The 19,866-nt window shown below is 65.5% G+C and carries 15 protein-coding genes and 1 pseudogene; 11 read left to right on the top strand and 5 right to left on the bottom strand.

The features are described from left to right. Positions 1-11 precede the first annotated feature (11 nt). The 4 genes from G1E_RS17595 (at position 12) to G1E_RS17580 (ending at position 4,339) form a co-directional block, all read left to right on the top strand. Positions 12-1,586, top strand: a complete 1,575-nt coding sequence (locus tag G1E_RS17595) for an aldehyde dehydrogenase (NADP(+)) (protein WP_009685860.1) — start codon at positions 12-14, stop codon at positions 1,584-1,586. Positions 1,587-1,736: 150 nt separating this feature from the next. Continuing rightward, complete coding sequence (gene glsB / locus G1E_RS17590; protein WP_009685859.1) at positions 1,737-2,645, top strand: glutaminase B; 909 nt, start codon at positions 1,737-1,739, stop codon at positions 2,643-2,645. Between the two features lie 116 nt (positions 2,646-2,761). Next, positions 2,762-3,835 (top strand): aldo/keto reductase, encoded by a 1,074-nt coding sequence (locus G1E_RS17585; RefSeq protein ID WP_009685858.1) that lies wholly within the window; start codon positions 2,762-2,764, stop codon positions 3,833-3,835. Positions 3,836-4,030: 195 nt separating this feature from the next. After that, entirely contained in the window at positions 4,031-4,339 is a 309-nt protein-coding gene (locus tag G1E_RS17580) for a hypothetical protein (RefSeq protein ID WP_009685856.1), read from the top strand. A gap of 49 nt (positions 4,340-4,388) precedes the next feature. Here the strand turns inward: G1E_RS17580 and G1E_RS17575 are convergent, their stop codons facing one another. The 3 genes from G1E_RS17575 to G1E_RS17565 form a co-directional block, all read right to left on the bottom strand. Next, positions 4,389-5,153 carry a hypothetical protein gene (locus G1E_RS17575; RefSeq protein ID WP_009685855.1) on the bottom strand — a complete coding sequence of 255 codons (765 nt, stop codon included), beginning with the start codon at positions 5,151-5,153 and terminating at the stop codon, positions 4,389-4,391. 175 nt (positions 5,154-5,328) lie between these two features. Continuing rightward, complete coding sequence (locus G1E_RS17570; protein WP_047149983.1) at positions 5,329-6,099, bottom strand: SDR family NAD(P)-dependent oxidoreductase; 771 nt, start codon at positions 6,097-6,099, stop codon at positions 5,329-5,331. A 102-nt stretch (positions 6,100-6,201) separates the two neighbouring features. Next, complete coding sequence (locus G1E_RS17565; protein ID WP_009685853.1) at positions 6,202-6,672, bottom strand: MarR family winged helix-turn-helix transcriptional regulator; 471 nt, start codon at positions 6,670-6,672, stop codon at positions 6,202-6,204. Positions 6,673-6,870: 198 nt separating this feature from the next. Between G1E_RS17565 and G1E_RS17560 the strand changes: the two genes are divergently transcribed. From G1E_RS17560 to G1E_RS17540, 5 genes and pseudogenes are all read left to right on the top strand, one after another. Continuing rightward, positions 6,871-7,701: a p-hydroxycinnamoyl CoA hydratase/lyase gene (locus tag G1E_RS17560; RefSeq protein ID WP_009685852.1), complete on the top strand. Its 831-nt coding sequence runs from the start codon at positions 6,871-6,873 to the stop codon at positions 7,699-7,701. 72 nt (positions 7,702-7,773) lie between these two features. Then, positions 7,774-9,222: an aldehyde dehydrogenase gene (locus G1E_RS17555; RefSeq protein WP_047149973.1), complete on the top strand. Its 1,449-nt coding sequence runs from the start codon at positions 7,774-7,776 to the stop codon at positions 9,220-9,222. A 74-nt stretch (positions 9,223-9,296) separates the two neighbouring features. Next, the gene (locus G1E_RS17550) at positions 9,297-11,180 is read left to right on the top strand and encodes a feruloyl-CoA synthase (RefSeq protein WP_047149972.1); all 1,884 of its coding nucleotides are present in this window, start codon (positions 9,297-9,299) and stop codon (positions 11,178-11,180) included. Beyond that, positions 11,177-12,415 carry a thiolase family protein gene (locus tag G1E_RS17545; RefSeq protein WP_047149971.1) on the top strand — a complete coding sequence of 413 codons (1,239 nt, stop codon included), beginning with the start codon at positions 11,177-11,179 and terminating at the stop codon, positions 12,413-12,415. The genes G1E_RS17550 and G1E_RS17545 overlap by 4 nt, the downstream gene beginning before the upstream one ends. A gap of 14 nt (positions 12,416-12,429) precedes the next feature. Then, a pseudogene (locus G1E_RS17540) lies at positions 12,430-14,180 on the top strand (acyl-CoA dehydrogenase family protein). Here the strand turns inward: G1E_RS17540 and G1E_RS17535 are convergent. Together G1E_RS17535 and G1E_RS17530 are read right to left on the bottom strand one after the other, a co-directional pair. After that, entirely contained in the window at positions 14,164-15,186 is a 1,023-nt protein-coding gene (locus G1E_RS17535; protein ID WP_009685843.1) for a formylglycine-generating enzyme family protein, read from the bottom strand. The pseudogene G1E_RS17540 and the gene G1E_RS17535 sit on opposite strands and share 17 nt — an antisense overlap. Further along, the gene (locus G1E_RS17530; RefSeq protein ID WP_047149970.1) at positions 15,183-16,865 is read right to left on the bottom strand and encodes an arylsulfatase; all 1,683 of its coding nucleotides are present in this window, start codon (positions 16,863-16,865) and stop codon (positions 15,183-15,185) included. Before G1E_RS17530 ends, G1E_RS17535 begins: the two co-directional genes overlap by 4 nt. A gap of 249 nt (positions 16,866-17,114) precedes the next feature. Between G1E_RS17530 and G1E_RS17525 the strand changes: the two genes are divergently transcribed. Beyond that, positions 17,115-18,506: an alginate export family protein gene (locus tag G1E_RS17525; RefSeq protein ID WP_009685840.1), complete on the top strand. Its 1,392-nt coding sequence runs from the start codon at positions 17,115-17,117 to the stop codon at positions 18,504-18,506. 33 nt (positions 18,507-18,539) lie between these two features. Continuing rightward, positions 18,540-19,772, top strand: a complete 1,233-nt coding sequence (gene mhpT / locus G1E_RS17520) for a 3-(3-hydroxy-phenyl)propionate transporter MhpT (protein WP_009685839.1) — start codon at positions 18,540-18,542, stop codon at positions 19,770-19,772. Positions 19,773-19,866 lie beyond the last annotated feature (94 nt).

Below are 19,866 nucleotides of genomic sequence, written 5' to 3'. Positions count from 1 at the left end.
AGGAGTCAACCATGTCTGCAAGCAATTTCATTGGCGGCCAGCGCAGCGCTGCTGGCAGCGTTCACCTGCAAAGCCTCGATGCGCGCACCGGCGAAGCCTTGCCGGGGGTCTTCACCCAGGCCACCCCTGGCGAGGTGGCCGCCGCTGCCGAGGCCGCCGAAGCGGCATTCGTCGAATACAACGGCATGGCGCCCGAGCGTCGCGCGCAGTTTCTCGATGCCATTGCCGACCAGCTGGACGCGTTGGGCGATAGCTTCATCGCCACGGTGTGCCGCGAAACGGCGTTGCCTGCTGCGCGCATCCAGGGCGAGCGCGGCCGAACCAGCAATCAGCTGCGCCTGTTCGCCAAGGTACTGCGCCGCGGCGATTACCTGGCGGCGCGCATCGACCGCGCCCAGCCACACCGGCAGCCACTGCCACGCCCGGACTTGCGCCAGTACCGCACCGGCGTAGGGCCGGTAGCCGTGTTCGGCGCCAGCAACTTCCCCCTGGCGTTCTCCACTGCCGGCGGCGACACCGCAGCAGCGCTGGCCGCTGGCTGCTCGGTGGTGGTCAAGGCGCACAGCGGCCATATGGCCACGGCCGCGCAGGTGGGCGAGGCTATCGAGCGGGCGGCGCAGGCGACCGGCATGCCTGCCGGGGTGTTCAACATGGTCTACGGTAGCGGTGTGGGTGAAGCGTTGGTGCGCCACCCGGCCATCCAGGCGGTGGGGTTTACCGGTTCGCTCAAGGGCGGGCGTGCCCTGTGTGACCTGGCGGCAGCACGCCCCCAGCCGATTCCGGTGTTCGCCGAAATGAGCAGCATCAACCCCGTGCTGGTCTTGCCCGCGGCGTTGCGCGCGCGCGGCGGGCAGGTGGCCGAGGCGCTGGCGGCTTCGGTGGTGCTGGGCTGTGGGCAGTTCTGCACCAACCCCGGGCTGGTCATTGGCATTGCCGGTGAGGCATTCACCGCCTTCACTGCAACGCTGGCTGCGCAACTGGCCGACCAGCCCGCGCAAACCATGCTTAATACAGGCACCTTGCGCAGCTATGCCAGTGGCGTACAGCGCCTGCACCAGCACCCAGGCGTGCGCCACCTGGCCGGTGCCGAGCAGGTTGGCGACCAGGCCCGGGCGCAGCTGTTCCAGGCCGATGCGAGCCTGCTGTTGAACGGTGACGAAGTGTTGCAGGAAGAAGTGTTCGGGCCTGCCACGGTGCTGGTCGAAGTCGCCGACGAAGCCGAGCTGCGCCGCGCCGTGCAAGCGTTGCACGGGCAGCTCACCGCCACCCTGATCGCCGAGCCGCAAGACCTCCAGCAGTTCGCCTCGCTGGTGCCGCTGCTGCAGCGCAAGGCAGGGCGCCTGCTGCTCAACGGTTACCCCACCGGTGTCGAAGTGTGCGAAGCGATGGTGCATGGTGGGCCCTACCCGGCTACCTCCGATGCCCGCGGCACCTCGGTCGGCACCTTGGCCATCGACCGCTTCCTGCGCCCGGTGTGCTTCCAGGACTACCCCGATGCGCTGCTGCCCGATGCGCTGAAAAATACCAACCCGCTGGGGCTGCAGCGCTTGGTCGACGGCCAGCACAGCCGTGAGGCATTGATCTGACGCAGGCTTGGGCATGGCGGCGGCCCAGGCCTTGCAGGCCGCACGGCGCCGACGGGGGAGTTTGTTGCCAAATGTGTGATTTCCTTCACGCACTCGGCGTCAAGAATGCGACCCCCGCCGTCGTCGAGGGGGACTGAACCAGGGCCCGCCATGCAAACGCTGTTGAACGAGATCCTTGAACAAGTACGCCCCTTGATCGGCACGGGCAAAGTTGCCGATTACATTCCTGCCCTGGCCGACGTGCCGGCCCAGCAACTGGGCATCGCCGTCTACAGCAACGATGGCAGTCACTACTGTGCAGGCGACGCCCTGGAACCGTTCTCGGTGCAGAGCATTTCCAAGGTGTTCAGCCTGGTTCAGGCGATAGGCCATTCGGGTGAAGCGATCTGGGAGCGGCTTGGCCATGAGCCGTCCGGCCAGCCATTCAACTCGCTGGTGCAGCTGGAGTTCGAGCGCGGGCGCCCGCGCAACCCGTTCATCAACGCAGGGGCCTTGGTCATCTGCGACATCAACCAGTCGCGCTTCGCTGCGCCAACCTTGTCGATGCGCGATTTCGTCCGGCGCCTGTCCGGTAACCCGCACATCCAGATCGACACCCGCGTCGCCGATTCGGAGTATCAGTTCCGCGCGCGCAATGCGGCCATGGCTTACCTGATGCAGTCGTTTGGCAACTTCCACAACGAGGTGGAAACGGTGCTGCGCAGTTACTTCAGCTACTGCGCACTGCGCATGAATTGCCTGGACCTGGCGCGGGCATTCTGCTTTCTGGCCAACGACGGCTTTTGCAAGCACAGCGGTCAGCAAATTCTCAGCCGTCGCCAGACCCAGCAGGTGAACTCGATCATGGCCACCAGTGGCCTGTATGACGAGGCAGGCAACTTCGCCTACCGGGTAGGGTTGCCGGGCAAGAGTGGCGTGGGCGGCGGCATCGTCGCCATCGTACCGGGGCAGTTCAGCGTATGCGTGTGGTCGCCGGAGCTGAACGCGGCGGGCAACTCGCTGGCCGGCATGGCCGCGCTGGAGTTGCTGAGCGCACGCATTGGCTGGTCGGTGTTCTGAATACCAGGCTGGCCTGGCGCGTGGTCGCTTGCCCCAGCCGGGTTCGGCCAACCTGATTGAACGTTTCAGCGCCATGGGCCGTCGGTATTGCATGTCTTATGCAATGGAGGTAGCCCATGAAATACCGCGCACTCGGCAACACTGGCCTGCTGGTTTCGGAGCTGGTGGTTGGCACGGTCCCGTTCGGCGGGCGTGGCGCATTCGAAAAAACCGGTAGCGTGGATGTCGACCAGGCACGGCGCATGTTCGACATGGCCTTCGATGCCGGCGTCAATCTGGTGGACACGGCCGACTTGTACTCGCACGGCCTTGCCGAAGAAATCGTTGGCCAGGCGCTGGCCCAGCGGCGCCAGTCGATCATCCTTGCGACCAAGGCGCGCAGCCCGATGGGCGACAACCCCAACGACAGCGGGGCGTCGCGTTACCACTTGATTCGCGCCTGCGAGGCCAGCCTCAAGCGCCTGGGTACCGACCATATCGACCTGTACCAGGTACACAACTGGGATGGCGTGACGCCGGTGGAGGAAACCCTGGCGGCCTTGGACCACCTGGTGCAGAGCGGGAAGATCCGCTACTTCGGCACGTCCAACTACACCGCCTGGCAAATGATGAAAACCCTCGGCAGCGCGCGCGTGAATGGCTGGCAGCAGCCGGTCTCGCAGCAAATCTACTACACCCCGGAGGCGCGCGAAGCCGAGTACGAATTGCTGCCCATGGCCATCGACCAAGGGGTTGCAACCTTGGTGTGGGGGCCCCTGGGCGAGGGGTTGCTGACCGGCAAGGTGCGGCGCGGCCAGCAGACCCCCAAGGGCACCCGCCAGGGCAATGACTGGCCAGAACCCTACGTGCATGATCGCGAGCGGGCCTATGACATCATCGAAGCCTTGATCACCATCGGCCAGCGCCATGGCTGCTCGCCGGCACGGGTATGCCTGGCCTGGCTCAAGGACCGCCCCGGCATCACCAGCGTGATCACGGCGGGGCGTAGCTTCGAGCAACTGCATGACAATTTGCAGGCGACCGAGCTGGTGCTCTTGCCAGAAGACCTGGAGCAGATGGAACAGGCCACGCGGATCGCGCCCCAGTATCCCTACTGGCACCGGATCGCGGCCGAAATGGACCGTATCGACCCTGCCGAGGCGCCATTCATCGCCTTGCACCGCAAAACGATGCAGCGCCAGCAACCGTGACGAGTGCAGGTAATCGTTCAGCCACCATCGAAGAGGACACGCCCATGGCCGAGCAGCAGAAAGACCAGCAAACCCAAGTGCCAGCCCATTCCACGGAAGAAGAGAAGGCCCGGTTGAAAGACAAGAACAAGGACGGCATTCCGCCGGGCGCCGAGTAAGCGCAGGGCAGTGCCAACCTGGTGGTCGTTTGGCCCAATGGGCCAGGCGGCCGCTATTTACCTGAATTATTTTCTGCCCGACCGGTCAGGTATTGAGTCCTTGTTCAATCAAGAGGTTCTTATGTACGCCTACACGGTCCGCTATCAACTCAATGGCCAGCCTTGCACCCACACCTTCGAGCTCGAACAGCCCGAGCTTGCCCTGCACCAGGCAGCGCTGCACCTGATGGTGCTGCACTTCGGCGACGGCGAGAACAGTTTGCTGATGCCGCCCGCTGATGCCAGCCCGGACGAAATCTTGGCCCAGGCTAAGGTAATGGGGCTGACCCAAATCGACGTGGCGTGACGAAGGCCAACGGGTGAGCCCGGCACCCTTTGGCGTGGCAGGCTGAACGTCAGCGCCGCCGTAATGCGGCGGCCAGCCCTAGGGTCAGCACCACGGCACTGGCGATTGCCACGCCGATGGCAGCCGCGGCGCCCCAGGCTTGCAGCAGTGCTGCCAATACCAGGTAGAACGCGATCACCCCCACCGCGCCAATCGCATTGCCCCGCACCATCGCGGCCATCCCGGGCCGGCCATTCTGGACGTAGGCAAACACGACCAGCGGCCATGCGATTACCGGTATCGGTGCCAGCATGCCGCTGGTTGCCGGGCCCAGCCAGTCGGCCAGGCTTGTGGTCAGCATCAGCAGGCTGGTCGCCGCCACCATGCGCAGCGGTATTTCCCAGTATCGGTGCTTGGGGCGGGCCAGCATGTCCGGGCTGGGCTCGCGGCCACTGGCGCGTATCAGCACCCCGATCAGAATCAGCGCTATGGCCACCGACAGGTGCAGGTTGCCCCAGTGGGTAAATGCGTAAGCCACCAGGCCGTACGCCAGCAACGCCAGCAGCACGGCGGGTACCAGCGCTGCCCGGCGGGTGCTCCACATGAAGCAGCAGTACGTCGCCTGCACCGCCACCAGGCCGCCCAGTGCGCCAGGCACTGCAGCTACAGCAAAGGTGCTGCCCTGTTCCAGGCACAGGAAGGTCATGACCAGTGCCGAGGTAATGGGCATGCCGGACAACAGCCCGCCCAGCAGGCCGCCCCATCGGCGCGACGCCAGGGAAATGGCCCACATCAGCAAAGGGGTGACGATCAGCTTCAGGTACAACAGCGTCATTGCGCGAATGGGCCCAGGCCCAGCTCGGTGTGGGTGGCCAGGGGCTGCAGCATGCAATCGTTCCTTGTGCGTGGGGGCAAGCCTGCGAGCATGCGGCGGCGCAAGGGCCGGGGTCAAGGCTGTGGCGTGCCTGCAAAGTCATGCCGCGCGGGCCGGGCCTGCGGCGCGAAGCGGCTCACCACGGGATCCGCTGGCCGTCCCACCCCCAGAAGCTGCCACTGTCGGCTGGGCCTGTCCGGCTTACCTGGTCGATCACGCACTGAGCGGCAAACGCCGGCTCGAACAACTTGCCCGGCGGCACATTGCTTTGGAACGGCCGCGACAGCGCGGTATCGGTGGTGCCTGGGTGCAGCGCCAATACCGTAGCCGCCGGGTTCAGGCGTTGCAGCTCGATACTTGCCGTGTGCAACAGCTGGTTCAGCGCCGCCTTGCTCGCGCGGTAGCTGTACCAGCCGCCCAGGCGGTTGTCGCCGATCGAGCCCACCCGCGCCGACAACGCGGCAAAGGTGGCCGGCTGCTGGCGCAGCAGGGGTAGCAGGTGCTTGAGCAGCAGAATAGGGGCGAAGGCATTGGTTACGAAGCTGGCCTGCAACCCGGCCAGGTCCAGCTGGGCCAGGGATTTTTCCGCCTTGGCGCCTTGCTGGTGCAGAATGCCCAGCGTGCTCACCACCAGGTGCAGGTGCTTGCAGCCAGCGCTGACCGTGCAGGCCAGCGCAGCAAGGGCCGCCTCGTCGCGTGCATCGCAATCCACCAGCCTCAGGCGTTGGTCGTGTGCGGCCGTCAGCGCAAGCAATGCGCTGCTACGGCTGGCACTGCGCGATACCGCCCACACCAGGTCGATATCGTCGCGGGCCAGCAAGGCCTGGCACAGTGCCAGGCCGATGCCTTGGCTGGCGCCGCCTATCAGGGCGTTGGCTTGCCCGGTCAATCCAGGGATCAGGTGCAATGGGGCGCCCTCGGCACTGCGGTGTACTCCCAATGAGTACACCGGGTCATTGCAGATCATGCACTACCGGCAGCAGCACCGCGGTAGCGCGGCTCACAGGTTTTACGCCTGGTAGATCTTGGTCAACAAGCGCAGTAATTGCTCGCGCTCCTCGTCATTCAGTGCCGCGGTCGCTTCCCGGTCGCTGTCGCTGGCGATCTGCTTCAACTCCTTGAGCAGTACTTCACCGGCTTTGCTGAGAAAAATCCCGTACGAGCGCTTGTCCGGTTTGCAGCGCACCCGTACGGCCAGGGCGCGTTCTTCCAGCTTGTTCAACAGCGGTACCACCTGGGGTGGCTCGATGGCCAGCGAGCGGGCCAAGTCCGCCTGCATCAGCCCTGGGTTCTGCTCGATCACCGCCAGTGCCGAAAATTGCGCCGGGCGCAGATCATGGGCAGCCAGCCGACCGATAAAGTTCTGAAACAGCTTCAACTGGGCACGGCGAAGGGCATAACCGATCAAGTCTTCAAGCACGACATCCGCCCCGGAAACGGCGGTGGCAGCGGTATCGGTAGTGCGGGCAGACCTTCCCATCGGGTGAATGGCTCCTGGGGCATGGGTAAGAAAGTTACCTAGTTTGCCTGCCTTGGCAGGATCCGGCTAGAGGAGGGCTGGTGAAAAAGAGCGGGGGCTGAGGTGCTGCAAAAGATAATTTTTATAATAGTTAATTGACATAACTAATTTGCTCCCTTAGCTTGAAGGCATCACCCCGAACAACAAGAGTGCAGAACCATGAGCAAATACGCAGGCCGTTGGGCTACCGTGAAAGTCGAGCTGGAGTCGGGCATTGCCTGGGTCACCCTCAATCGGCCAGAAAAACGCAACGCCATGAGCCCCACCCTGAACCGGGAAATGATCGACGTGCTGGAAACCCTGGAGCAGGATGCCGAGGCTGGCGTACTGGTCCTGACCGGTGCCGGGGAGTCGTGGACGGCCGGCATGGACCTCAAGGAGTACTTCCGCGAGGTGGACGCCGGGCCGGAAATCCTTCAGGAAAAAATCCGCCGCGATGCATCGCAGTGGCAGTGGAAGCTGCTGCGCATGTACGCCAAACCGACCATTGCCATGGTCAACGGCTGGTGTTTCGGCGGCGGTTTCAGCCCGCTGGTGGCCTGCGACCTGGCCATCTGTGCCGACGAAGCCACGTTCGGCCTGTCGGAAATCAACTGGGGCATCCCACCCGGCAACCTGGTCAGCAAGGCCATGGCCGACACCGTGGGCCACCGTCAGTCGCTGTACTACATCATGACCGGCAAGACCTTCGGTGGGGCAAAGGCGGCCGAAATGGGCTTGGTGAACGAAAGCGTGCCGTTGGCGCAACTGCGCGAAACCACCCGCGAACTGGCGCTGAACCTGCTGGAGAAAAACCCGGTGGTGCTGCGTGCCGCCAAGAACGGCTTCAAGCGTTGCCGCGAACTGACCTGGGAGCAGAACGAAGACTACCTGTACGCCAAGCTCGACCAGTCCCGCCTGCTGGACACCGAGGGGGGGCGCGAGCAGGGCATGAAGCAGTTCCTCGACGACAAGAGCATCAAGCCAGGCTTGCAGGCTTACAAGCGTTGAATGCCAGCGGGCCGCGCCGCCCCTGGCGGCAGCCCGCGAATAGTGCCCATGAATACAACAAGAGGAATGAGCATGTTGCAGGTGCCTTTGCTGATTGGCGGGCGGTCGTGCCCCGCCAGCGATGGACGAACCTTCGAGCGACGCAACCCGGTCAGTGGTGAAGTGGTATCGCAGGTGGCCGCGGCTTCGCTGGCCGATGCCGATGCTGCCGTGGCAGCCGCCAGCGCGGCGTTCCCGGCGTGGGCAGCACTGGCGCCCAGTGAGCGACGTGGCCGCCTGCTGGCCGGCGCAGACCTGCTGCAGGCGCGCGCCGGCGAGTTCATCGCTGCGGCCGGTGAAACCGGGGCGATGGCCAACTGGTACGGCTTCAATGTGAAGCTGGCGGCCAACATGCTGCGTGAAGCCGCCGCCATGACCACGCAGGTCACCGGCGAGGTGATCCCTTCGGATGTGCCTGGCAGTTTCGCCATGGCCTTGCGCGCACCGTGCGGGGTGGTGCTGGGTATCGCGCCCTGGAATGCCCCGGTCATTCTGGCCACGCGCGCCATCGCCATGCCCCTGGCGTGCGGCAATACCGTGGTGCTGAAGGCGTCGGAGCAGAGCCCGGCCGTGCACCGGTTGATCGGCCAGGTGCTTCAGGATGCGGGGCTGGGCGATGGCGTGGTCAACGTCATCAGCAACGCCCCGGAGGATGCGCCAGCGGTGGTCGAACGCCTGATTGCCAACCCCGCTGTGCGGCGGGTGAATTTTACCGGCTCCACCCAGGTGGGGCGCATCGTCGGCGAGTTGGCCGCACGCCACCTGAAACCGGCCTTGCTGGAGTTGGGCGGCAAGGCGCCGTTGCTGGTGCTGCACGACGCCGACCTGGACGCCGCGGTCGAAGCGGCGGCCTTTGGCGCCTACTTCAACCAGGGCCAGATCTGCATGTCCACCGAGCGCTTGCTGGCCGATAGCCGCATCGCCGATACCTTTGTCGACAAGTTGGCAGTCAAGGTCAGCGGGCTTCGTGCCGGCGACCCCCAGGCCAGCGACTCGGTGCTCGGCTCGCTGGTCAGCAGTGCGGCGGGCGAACGCATCAAGGCGCTGATCGACGATGCCGTGGCCAAGGGCGCTCGCCTGGTCTGCGGCGGCCAGCTGGACGGCAGCATCCTGCAGCCGACCCTGCTCGACCATGTCGACAGCAGCATGCGCCTGTACCGCGAAGAGTCGTTCGGGCCGGTGGCTGTAGTGCTGCGCGCCGAAGGTGACGAGGCCTTGCTGCAACTGGCCAACGATTCGGAGTTTGGCCTGTCGTCAGCCATTTTCAGCCGGGACACCAGCCGGGCGCTGGCCCTGGCCCAGCGCGTGGAATCGGGTATCTGCCACATCAACGGGCCGACCGTGCACGATGAAGCGCAAATGCCCTTCGGCGGGGTGAAGGCCAGCGGCTATGGCAGCTTCGGCAGCCGCACGGCCATCGACCAGTTCACCCAGTTGCGCTGGGTCACCCTGCAACAGGGCCCCCGGCATTACCCCATCTGAGCAACACGCAACGGGCCGCCCCGGGCAATGCCCGGCGGCGGCAGCCTGTACAACAAGAACAAGGAGCAACCTGCGTGAATACCCAACCCCGCCTGCGGTCATGCGACCCTGGCCAACCGCCGCGCTACCGGCAGGTGTCCATTGGGCACCCACAAGTGCAGGTCAGTGAAACCGACGGTGTGCTGCGCATGCTGGCGCTGGAGCCGTTGGCGCCTTTGCCGGCGCGCCTGCTCGACCGCCTGCTGCACTGGGCGCGCGTGCGCCCGCACACCACCTTCATCGCCGCGCGCGAGCCCAGCGGTGGCTGGCGTGAAGTCAGCTATGCGCAGATGCTCGAACAGGTACGTACCATCGCTGCCCACTTGCTGGGGTTCGGCCTTGGCGCCGAACGGCCGCTGGTACTGTTTTCCGGCAATGACATCGAGCACCTGCAGCTTGCCCTGGGGGCCATGTATGCCGGCATTCCTTACTGCCCGGTGTCGCCTGCCTACGCACTGCTGTCGCAGGACTTCGCCAAGCTGCGCCACGTTTGCGAGGTGCTGACCCCTGGCCTGGTGTTCGCCACCGACAGCCAGCCGTTCCAGCGTGCCTTCGATGCCGTGCTGGATGAATCGGTGCCGGTGGTCAGCGTGCAAGGCCAGCCGCCACGCCGCCGCCATTTCAGTTTCGCCAGCCTGCTGCAGCCCTGTGACCTGGCGCCGGCAGACGCTGCGTTCGCCGCCACCGGGCCCGATACCATTGCCAAGTTCCTGTTCACCTCGGGTTCCACCAAGCTGCCCAAGGCGGTGATCACCACCCAGCGCATGCTCTGCGCCAACCAGCAGATGCTGCTGCAGACCTTCCCGGTGTTTGCCGAAGAGCCGCCGGTGCTGGTCGATTGGCTGCCCTGGAACCACACCTTCGGCGGCAGCCACAACCTGGGCATCGTCCTGTACAACGGCGGCAGTTTCTATCTGGACGCCGGCAAGCCGACCCCGCAAGGCTTCGCGGAAACCTTGCGCAACCTGCGCGAGATTTCGCCCACGGCCTATCTCACCGTACCCAGGGGCTGGGAAGAGCTGGCCAAGGCGCTGGAGCAGGACGCCCAGCTGCGCGAGGTGTTCTTCGCCCGCATGAAGCTGTTCTTCTTTGCCGCAGCGGGGCTTTCGCAAAGCGTTTGGGACCGCCTGGACCGTATCGCCGAGCAGCACTGCGGCGAGCGTATCCGCATGATGGCGGGCTTGGGCATGACCGAGGCGGCGCCGTCCTGCACCTTTACCACTGGGCCGCTGTCGATGGCCGGCTACGTCGGCTTGCCGGCACCGGGTTGTGAGGTGAAGCTGGTGCCCCAGGCCGACAAGCTCGAAGCGCGTTTTCGCGGCCCGCATATCATGCCGGGCTACTGGCGCTCGCCGCAGCAAACTGCCGAGGTGTTCGACGAGGAGGGCTTCTACTGCTCGGGCGATGCCCTGAAACTCGCGGATCCGCAACAGCCGGAGCAGGGCCTGATGTTCGACGGCCGCATCGCCGAGGACTTCAAGCTGTCGTCGGGTGTATTTGTCAGTGTCGGGCCACTGCGCAACCGTGCGGTGCTGGAAGGCTCGCCCTATGTGCAGGACGTCGTGGTCGCGGCGCCCGATCGCGAGTGCCTGGGCATGCTGGTGTTCCCGCGGCTACCCGAGTGCCGGCAATTGGCGGGGCTTGGGGCAGAGGCCAGCGACGCCCAGGTCCTGGGCAGCGACGCGGTGCGCCAGTGGTTTGCCAACTGGCTGACGCACCTGAACCGGGACGCCCAAGGCAACGCCAGCCGCATCGAATGGTTGGCCTTGCTTGCAGAGCCACCCTTGATCGACGCGGGCGAAATCACCGACAAGGGCTCGATCAACCAACGTGCGGTGTTGCAGCGGCGCGCTGCCCTGGTCGAGGCGCTGTATCGGCGCGAAGCCCCGGGCCAGTTGCACGCACAGGCGCGGCCATGAGCGGCGGGCTGTGCACCGTGTTCGACGACGTTGCCATCGTCGATATGGTGCGCACCCCTTGGGTTGACCTTGGGGGTGCGCTGGCAACCGTTTCACCCATCGACCTGGCCATCAAGGCCGGGCGGGCGGTGCTGGCGCGTGCCGGTAGCGATCCGCAGGCCGTGGGCAGTGTGCTGGCCGGCAGCATGGCCCAGGCCAGCTTCGATGCCTATTTCCTGCCAAGGCATGTCGGCCTTTACTGTGGCGTGCCGCTGGCAGTGCCGGCCTTGGCGGTACAGCGCATCTGTGGCACGGGGCTCGAGCTGTTGCGCCAGGCTGCCGAGCAACTGCGAAGCGGGGCGCCGCAGGTGTTGTGCGTAGGTGCCGAATCCATGTCACGCAACCCGATCGCGGCCTATGAACACCGGGGCGGCTTCCGCCTGGGGGCGCCGGTCGGGTTCAAGGACTTTCTCTGGGAGGCGTTGTACGACCCGGCGGCCGATGTGGACATGATCGGCACCGCAGACAACCTGGCCCGTGAGCATGGCCTGGCGCGGGAAACCGTGGATGCCTGGGCCTTGCGCAGCCATCAGCGCGCGTTACAGGCCCAGCAGGCCGGTTGGTTCGCTGAGGAAATCGTCAGCATCAGCAGCGAAAGCTTCTTCGCCGACGGCTACCAGCCACGCGGTATCGAACTGCCACGCGGGCTCGCCGAAGTCAGCCGCGACAGCCACCCACGGCCCACCGATGCTGCAGCGCTGGCGCGGCTGCGTACCGTGCACCCTGGTGGGGTACAAACCGCAGGCAACAGTTGCGCGGTGGCCGATGGGGCGGCGGCGGCAGTGGTGGCGCCCTACGCCAGTTGCACGCGACCGCCCCTGGCGAAACTGTTGATGGCCACGGCGGTGGGCGTATCGCCGCACACCATGGGTATCGGGCCGGTGCCGGCCATCGAGCTGCTACTGCGCCACAGCGGCCTGCGCGCAGACCAGATAGACCGCTTCGAAATCAACGAAGCGCAAGCCGCGCAGGTGGTGGCGGTGGCCCAGGCGCTACAGCTCGATGTGGCAAAGCTCAATGTTCACGGTGGCGCCATTGCCCTCGGGCACCCGCTGGCCGCCACCGGGTTGCGGCTGGTTCACACACTGGCCCGGCAACTGCAGCAGGGCAACCTGCGCTATGGGGTGGCTGCTGCGTGCATAGGCGGCGGCCAAGGCATGGCGCTGCTCATCGAAAACCCCCGTTTCACTGCCTGAACAAGAGGTGTTCCATGGCCTGGAAGGCCCCCCTGCTGGACATGCAATTCGTGCTGCAACATTGGCTCCAGGCTGACAAGGCCTGGCAGGCAATGCCGCCTCATGCCGACCTGGACCTGGACCTGGCGTGGCAGGTGCTGGAACAAGCCGCCCGCTTCACTGAGCAGGTGCTGGTGCCGCTGAACGCCACAGGTGATCGCCAGGGTTGCCGTATGGAGGCAGGGCAGGTGCGGACCCCGCACGGTTTCCCGGCGGCCTACCAGGCTTATGTCGAGGCAGGGTGGCCGGCACTGGCCTGTACCCCGCAGTTCGGCGGCCAAGGGTTGCCGCTGGTGCTCGACGCTGCGCTGCAGGAAATGCTCTTCGCCAGCAACCATGCCTGGGCCATGTACACCGGTATCGCCCATGGCGCGTATCAATGCCTGCAGGCGCATGCCAGCGAACAACTGCAGGCACGCTACCTGCCCGGTATCGTCAGTGGCGAGATCCTGCCCACCATGTGCCTGACCGAGCCCCAGGCCGGCAGCGACCTGGGCCTGTTGCGCTGCCGCGCCGAGCCGTCGGGCGACGGCCGTTATGCCATCACGGGCAACAAGCTGTTCATCTCCGGCGGCGACCACGACCTGACCCGCCAGATCGTGCACCTGGTGCTGGCGCGGCTGCCGGGCGCGCCGGCCGGCAGCCGCGGTCTGTCGCTGCTGCTGGTCCCCAAATGGCTGGAAGACGGTCAGCGTAATGCGGTGCAGTGCGAAGGCCTGGAGCACAAGCTGGGTATCCGCGGGAGCGCCACCTGTGCATTGCGCTTCGAGGCGGCCAGTGGCTGGTTGGTGGGGCAGGCGCACGGCGGCCTGGCGGCGATGTTCGTGATGATGAATTCGGCTCGGCTGCACGTTGGCTTGCAAGGGCTGGCGCACGCCGAAGCCGCCTGGCAATGTGCCCGGGAATACGCCATGGCGCGTAGGCAGATGAATGCGCCCGGGCAGCCCAAGGGCCAAGCCGACCCCATTCACTTGCACCCCGCCATACGCCGGGTGCTGCTTGAGCTGCGGGTGCGCAGCGAAGGTATGCGCGCACTGGGCTACTGGGCGGCGCACTGGCTGGATGTGGCCGCAGCAGCCACTGACCCCGGGCAACGGGCCAAGGCGTCGACGCTGGCGGCGCTGCTGACACCGGTCATCAAGGCTGCCTTCACCGAGCAAGGTTTCACCCTGGCCAGCAAGGCCCTGCAGGTGTTCGGCGGTTATGGCTAAACCCGCGGGGTCNNGGCTACACCTGCGAGTTCAGTATCGAGCAAACGCTGCGCGACAGCCGCATCGCCATGATCTACGAAGGCACCAACGAGGTGCAGGCCAACGACCTGCTGCTGCGCAAGGTGCTGGGTGACGGCGGGGCGGGCATGGCACTGCTTCTGGGCGAACTGCGTAAAGAAGCCGGCACCGGCATGGCAACTGCGGTTCTGCAGAAGGTATGTGCGGTGCTGCAAGGGCTACTTGCCGAGGTTATGTCCAAGGCGGCCGCTGACCCTGAGTACCCGTACCGCGCGGCCGGCGACTTCCTGCAACTGTGTGCCACGGCGTTGCAGGCGTTTGCCTGGGCGCGCACCGAGCGTTGCCTGCAGGCCTTGCCGGTGGACGCGCCACTGCGCCTGCAAAAGCAGGAAAGCATCGGCTTTTTCTGCAACTACCTGATGCTCGATTTCGACCGCCAGGTAGCGGCCGTGGCGGCGGCCGCTGCCCCGTTGCCCAGCATTACCGCACCGTTCTGAAACCCACGTGTGAAGTGGCCATGAACACCGGCTGAGGTTGCCGCGCCGAAGGCCGGTAGCGCAGGCAGCGGTCTGCCGAACACAGGTGCGAACCGCCCTTGATCACTGCCACTTTCACGCCGGGGTCAGCGGGGTCGTGGCTGTCGTCCAGGCTTGGCCCGGGCGGGTCCAGGCCAGCGTCGCGCTGCGGCGCATGGCCTGGGCGGTAACCCGTGCGGGTCAACTCCCAGACATTGCCCCCGGCATCGAACAGGCCAAAGCCGTTGGCCGGGAAACAGCCCACCGGCGAAGTGCCGGTGAAACCGTCGGTGGCGGCATTGTGGTACGGAAACTGGCCCTGCCAGGTATTGGCCATGGCTTTGCCCTTGGGCAGTTCGGTCATGCCCCAGCTGAAGTCGGCATCCTGCAGGCCGCCGCGCATTGCATATTCCAGCTGGGCCTCGCTGGGCAGCCTGCGCCCGGCCCAGCGTGCATATGCTTGTGCATCCTCCAGTGCCACTTGCACCACCGGGTGGTTATCCAGCCCTTGCAAGTCGCTGCCCGGGCCTTGCGGGTGGCGCCAGCTTGCCCCGGGCACGAACTGCCAACCCGGGTGCAGCACATCCGGCCCTTGCTTGAACACCATTGCCCCCGGCACGCGCAGGTGCTGGGGCAGGCTGGGGTCGTCGGCCGTGTCGATCCCCCGCTCGGCATGGGTGAGGTAGCCGGTCGCCGCGACGAAGCGCGCGAACTGGGCATTGGTGACCGGGTGTACATCGATCCAGAACGCCGACACTTGCGCCAGGTGGGCGGGGCCCTCCTCGTCGTAGTAGCGCTCCGAGCCGAAGCTGAACTTGCCGCCGGGCAGTTTCACCATCCCGTCCCGCCAGGGGCCTTCACGGGGGGCGGGTAGACCGCCATAGCCATCACACAGCAGCGCCGGGGCCGCCGCTTGCGGCCAGGCGCTGTAGCCAATGGCGAGCAAACCGGCGGCGAGCAGCGCGCAGCCGGCTGCACGCCCGATCATTGCTTGCTGGCCACCGCCGGGCTCGCCACTCTGGCAGGGCTGGCGGGGCGGCCTTCGGCATCGATCACGATATTGCTGCGCTGGGCGTAGGCCTTCCAGTCGCGCAGCATCTGTGCCACTTGCTCGGGGTGCGCAGCGGCGATGTCGTGGTGCTCACCTGGGTCTTTGCGCAGGTCGTACAGGTGCCACGCCGGTTTGCCGTCGGTGGCATCCCACAGCAGCTTCATCGGGCCTTTGCGCAGCGAAGCACTGCCGTTGATTTCCCAGCCCAGAGCTTCGTCACCGGCATGGATGAGCGTGTCGTCGCCTTGCAGGTAGTCCAGTGCCGAACTGCCCTGCGGCGGCACGATATCGCGGTCGCGGTACTTGATGCCGGGCATTGGCGCACCGGCCAGTTGCAGCAGGGTGGGCATGATGTCGCGCACGCTGGCCAGCGCTTCGCTGCGCCCCGCTTTGATCGTGGCCGGGTAGTAGACAAAGGCCGGCACGCGGATGCCGCCCTGGTAGGTGGTCATCTTGTAGCGGCGGCTGGGCAAGGCGCTGACCTGGGCCCAAGCCGAGCCGATCATCAGGAACGAGTCGCGTCGGCCGTAGTTGTCCAGGCGGTTGTCGAAGTGCTGGCTGATCCACGTCGGGTCCACCCGTGAGGCGTTCTCCGGGCCATTGTCGGACATGAACAGGATCAGCGTATTTTCCAGTTCGCCCCGCTGGCGCAGGTGCGCTACCAGCCTGCCCACCTCGGCATCCAGGGCGCTGACCATGGCGGCGTAGACCTCCATGGTGCGCGCCGATTGGCGTTGCTGCTCGGCGCTGAGCGATGCCCAGCTCGGCACCCCCTCCAGTTGTGCGTCCAGCGGGAAGTCGGCCGGCACCAGGCCGGCCTTGCGCTGGCGCTCCAGGCGCTGTTTGGCGATGGCCTCGTAGCCCTGGTCATAGCGGCCGCGGTATTGCGCCAGGTACTGGTCCGGTGCCTGCAGCGGCCAATGCGGCGCGGTATAGGCGGCGAAGGCGAAGAACGGTTTGTTGCCAGGGTTGGGCTGGTCAATCGCGTCAATGAGGCGGTCGGTGAACCAGGTGCTGGAGTAGAAGTCGGTGGGCAGCGCGATGGGTTCACCGTTGTGCAGGAAGGTTGCGCTGTAGTTCGGCTGCAAATCCATGTTGGCTTGCTTGAAGTGCGCGGCGCCGCCTTCGAGCAGCACGTAGGCCTGGTCGAACCCGCGGTTCTGCGGCTGTTGCGCAGGTTGCATGCCCAAATGCCATTTGCCGGAAATGAAGGTCCGGTAGCCGGCATCGTGCAGCAGCTCGGCGAGGGTGGCGACATTGCCTGCCAGCACACCCTCGTAGCCGGGGCGCACTTCAGTGCCAGGCGGCAGGCGCTTGCGTGCCTCGGCCATCATGCCCAATCCGGCCAGGTGTGGGTCGTTGCCGGACATCAGCATCGCCCGGGTCGGGGAGCAACTGGGCGCGGCATGAAAGTCCAGCATCAGGCGGCCGTCGGCCAGCAGGCTGTCCAGGTTGGGGGTCTGAATTTCGCTGCCCAGTGCTGACAGGTCAGAGAACCCGAGGTCGTCAGCCACGATGAGCAGAATGTTTGGTTGTTTAACGATAGGGGCGGCCATGGCTTGGCTGATGCCGAGCATCAGCAGGCCGAGCGCAGCAAGGGATTTTAGGCAGTTCATTGGGGTGCTCTTGTTGTTTTGGTAGGTAAAGGGCGGTGCTTACCCGCAGGTTAGACACCACGCAGCGTCGATAGTAGCGGCCGGGGCCGGGTTTGCGCAGGCGGTTGGCGCATAAGCGTTCGATCAGCGAACGCTTATGCGCGCAGGCACCTTGTCGGGGCCATTTAACCATTGACGGCAATATGGTTAACAAAAATAATAGTTAACAGAGTTATCCAAATTTATAAAAACAAGTAAAGGAAACTTCTGATGACCAAGCTGTTGAACCGGGCATGGGTGCCCGTTGTGCTGCTTTCGCTATGCCAGTACACGTATGCTGCGAACCCGCTGGAAGAGAGCCGGCCAGGCCGGCCCGGCGCGCCGCGCTGGGTCGAGGACTACCGCTTCCTCGATGACCCCGCCAAGGCCAGGGACCCGTTCGATGGGCTGCGCTACCACCGGTTGTCCGAGTCGGCCTGGCTGCAGCTCGGCGCGGAGGCCCGCTACCGTGCCGATGCCTTGGACCAACCCTTCTTCGGTTTGCGGGGCCTGAAAGACGACTCCTACCTGCTGCAACGCTTGCAGGCGCATGCCGATCTGCACCTGTTCGATGACAGGCTGCGCACGTTCTTGCAGGTGGAAAACACCCGCGCCTTCGGCAAGGACCTTTATTCGCCCAACGACGAAGGCCGCAACGAAATCCGTCAGGCGTTCATCGACTTCAATCATGACTTTGCCGCAGGCCGGTACACCACCCGCGTCGGTCGTCAGGAAATGGCCTACGGCGATCAGGTCTTCGTCACCTACCGAGACGCGCCGAACCTGCGCCTGAGCTTCGATGGCGTGCGCGCCAGCCTCAACCTCAAGCGCGGCTACAAGCTCGATGCCTTCGCCGTCAGGCCACTGAAAACCGGTGAGGACAGCTGGGATGACGGCAGCAACAACGCGGTGAAGTTCTATGGGCTGTACGGCACGTTGCCGCTGACCCCCAGCTGGAACATGGACCTGTTCGGCTTTGGCCTGCAGACCGACGCGCGCAGCCTGGCTGGCGAGGTCGGCGACGAGCAGCGCTACACCTTCGGCACTCGCCTGTTCGGCCGCTATCAAGCGCTTGACTGGAGCTGGAACCTGGCTGGCCAGCGGGGCCACCTGGGCAGCGCATCGATCCGCGCCTGGGCGCTGTCGAGTGACAGTGGCTATACCTTCGCCCACCCCTGGCAACCGCGCCTGGGGCTGCGCGTCGATGCTGCCAGCGGCGATGGCGAGCCTGGCGATGGCAAGGTCGGTACCTTCGACCCGCTGTTCCCGCGCAACGGCGTGTATGGCGAAGCCAGCCTGACCACCCTGAGCAACTTGATCGTGGTCGGGCCCACGTTCGGTTTTTCGCCGTCGCGCACGGTGCGTTTCGAGCCGGCCGTGCTGGCGGTGTGGAAGCAACGCGAAGAGGACGGGGTGTACATGCCGGGCATGAGCATGCTGGCCAACACCCGAGGAACCGGGCGCCATGTCGGCACCATCTACCGGGCCAACGCCCGTTGGTTGGCCACACCCAATCTCACGCTGGACCTGGACCTCAAGTACTACGACGTTGGCGCTGGCATCAAGGAGGCGGGCGGCGAAGATTCTTCGATCGTTTCCTTGCGTGCCACATTCAGGCTTTGACTTCACGACCCATAACAACAACAGGGGCCACACATGAGTCATTCATCCAAAGCTGCAAGCAAGCCGGTGCTCACCATCGGCCTGTGTTTTTTGGTGGCGTTGCTTGAGGGCCTGGACCTTCAGGCCACCGGCGTCGCCGCACCGCACATGGCCAAGGAATTCGCGCTGACCTCGGCGATGCTCGGCTGGGTATTCAGCGCCGGGTTGCTCGGGCTGTTGCCGGGCGCGTTCATTGGCGGCTGGCTGGCCGACAGGCTGGGCCGAAAAGCGGTGTTGATCGTCGCGGTATTGCTGTTCGGTGGTTTTTCGCTTGGCACTGCGCATGCCGACAGCTACAGCACGCTGTTGATCGCACGGCTGGTGACAGGGTTGGGGCTTGGTGCAGCGCTGCCCATCCTGATCGCCCTGGCCAGCGAGGCGGCGCCGGAGCACCTGCGCAGTACGGCGGTGAGTGTGACCTACTGCGGCGTGCCGCTGGGTGGGGCGATCGCTTCGGTGATCGGCATGGCCGGGTTGGGTGAAGACTGGCGAGTGGTGTTCTACGTGGGCGGTATTGCGCCGATCATGATTGCCCTGGTGCTGATGCTGTGGCTGAAAGAGTCCCAGGCGTTTCGCGCCCGGCCTGCTGCCAGCGCGGGTGATGCGGGGTTGCTGACCCAGCTGTTCGGGCCGGGGCAGGTCAGCCGCACGCTGCTGCTCTGGCTGGCGTGCTTCTTCACCCTGACTGTGCTGTACATGCTCCTGAACTGGTTGCCGTCGTTGTTGATGGGCCAGGGTTACAGCCGGCCGCAGGCGGGTGCGGTGCAGATCCTGTTCAACCTTGGCGGCGCAGCAGGCTCGTTCCTGACCGGGCGCATGATGGACCGCGGGCATGCCGGGCGTGCGGTGTTCATCGCCTACGCCGGGATGCTGGCCTCACTGGCTGGGCTGGGGCTGTCGAGCAGTTTTGCGCTGATGCTGGTGGCGGGCTTTACCGCCGGTTATTGCGCCATTGGTGGGCAACTGGTGCTGTATGCCTTGGCACCCACGCTGTACCCCACCCACGTGCGCGCCACAGGCGTTGGTGCGTCTGTGGCCGTGGGCCGGCTGGGCTCGATGGCCGGGCCATTGGCTGCCGGGCAAATCCTGGCGGCGGGGGCGGGGGTAGGGGGCTTGCTGCTGGCGGCCTCACCCGGCCTGGTGGTGGCCGCGTTGGCAGCGCGCGCGTTGCTGGGGCAGCGTAAACGCGCAGTTCTGCCTGCTGCGGCGCAGAACGCCGCGCCGTAGGCCTGCCTGTAGTGCAGGGGGCCGCTTTGCGGCCCATCGCAGGCAAGCCACACACAGGGGGCGCATCAGGGCTGATAGGTGTTTGTCACAAGAT

Origin of the sequence: Pseudomonas sp. TJI-51 (assembly GCF_000190455.2) — a bacterium.
GTDB lineage: Bacteria > Pseudomonadota > Gammaproteobacteria > Pseudomonadales > Pseudomonadaceae > Aquipseudomonas > Aquipseudomonas juntendi.
Note: the sequence above shows the minus strand (reverse complement) of the source record. Positions and strands in the feature narration are given on the sequence as shown.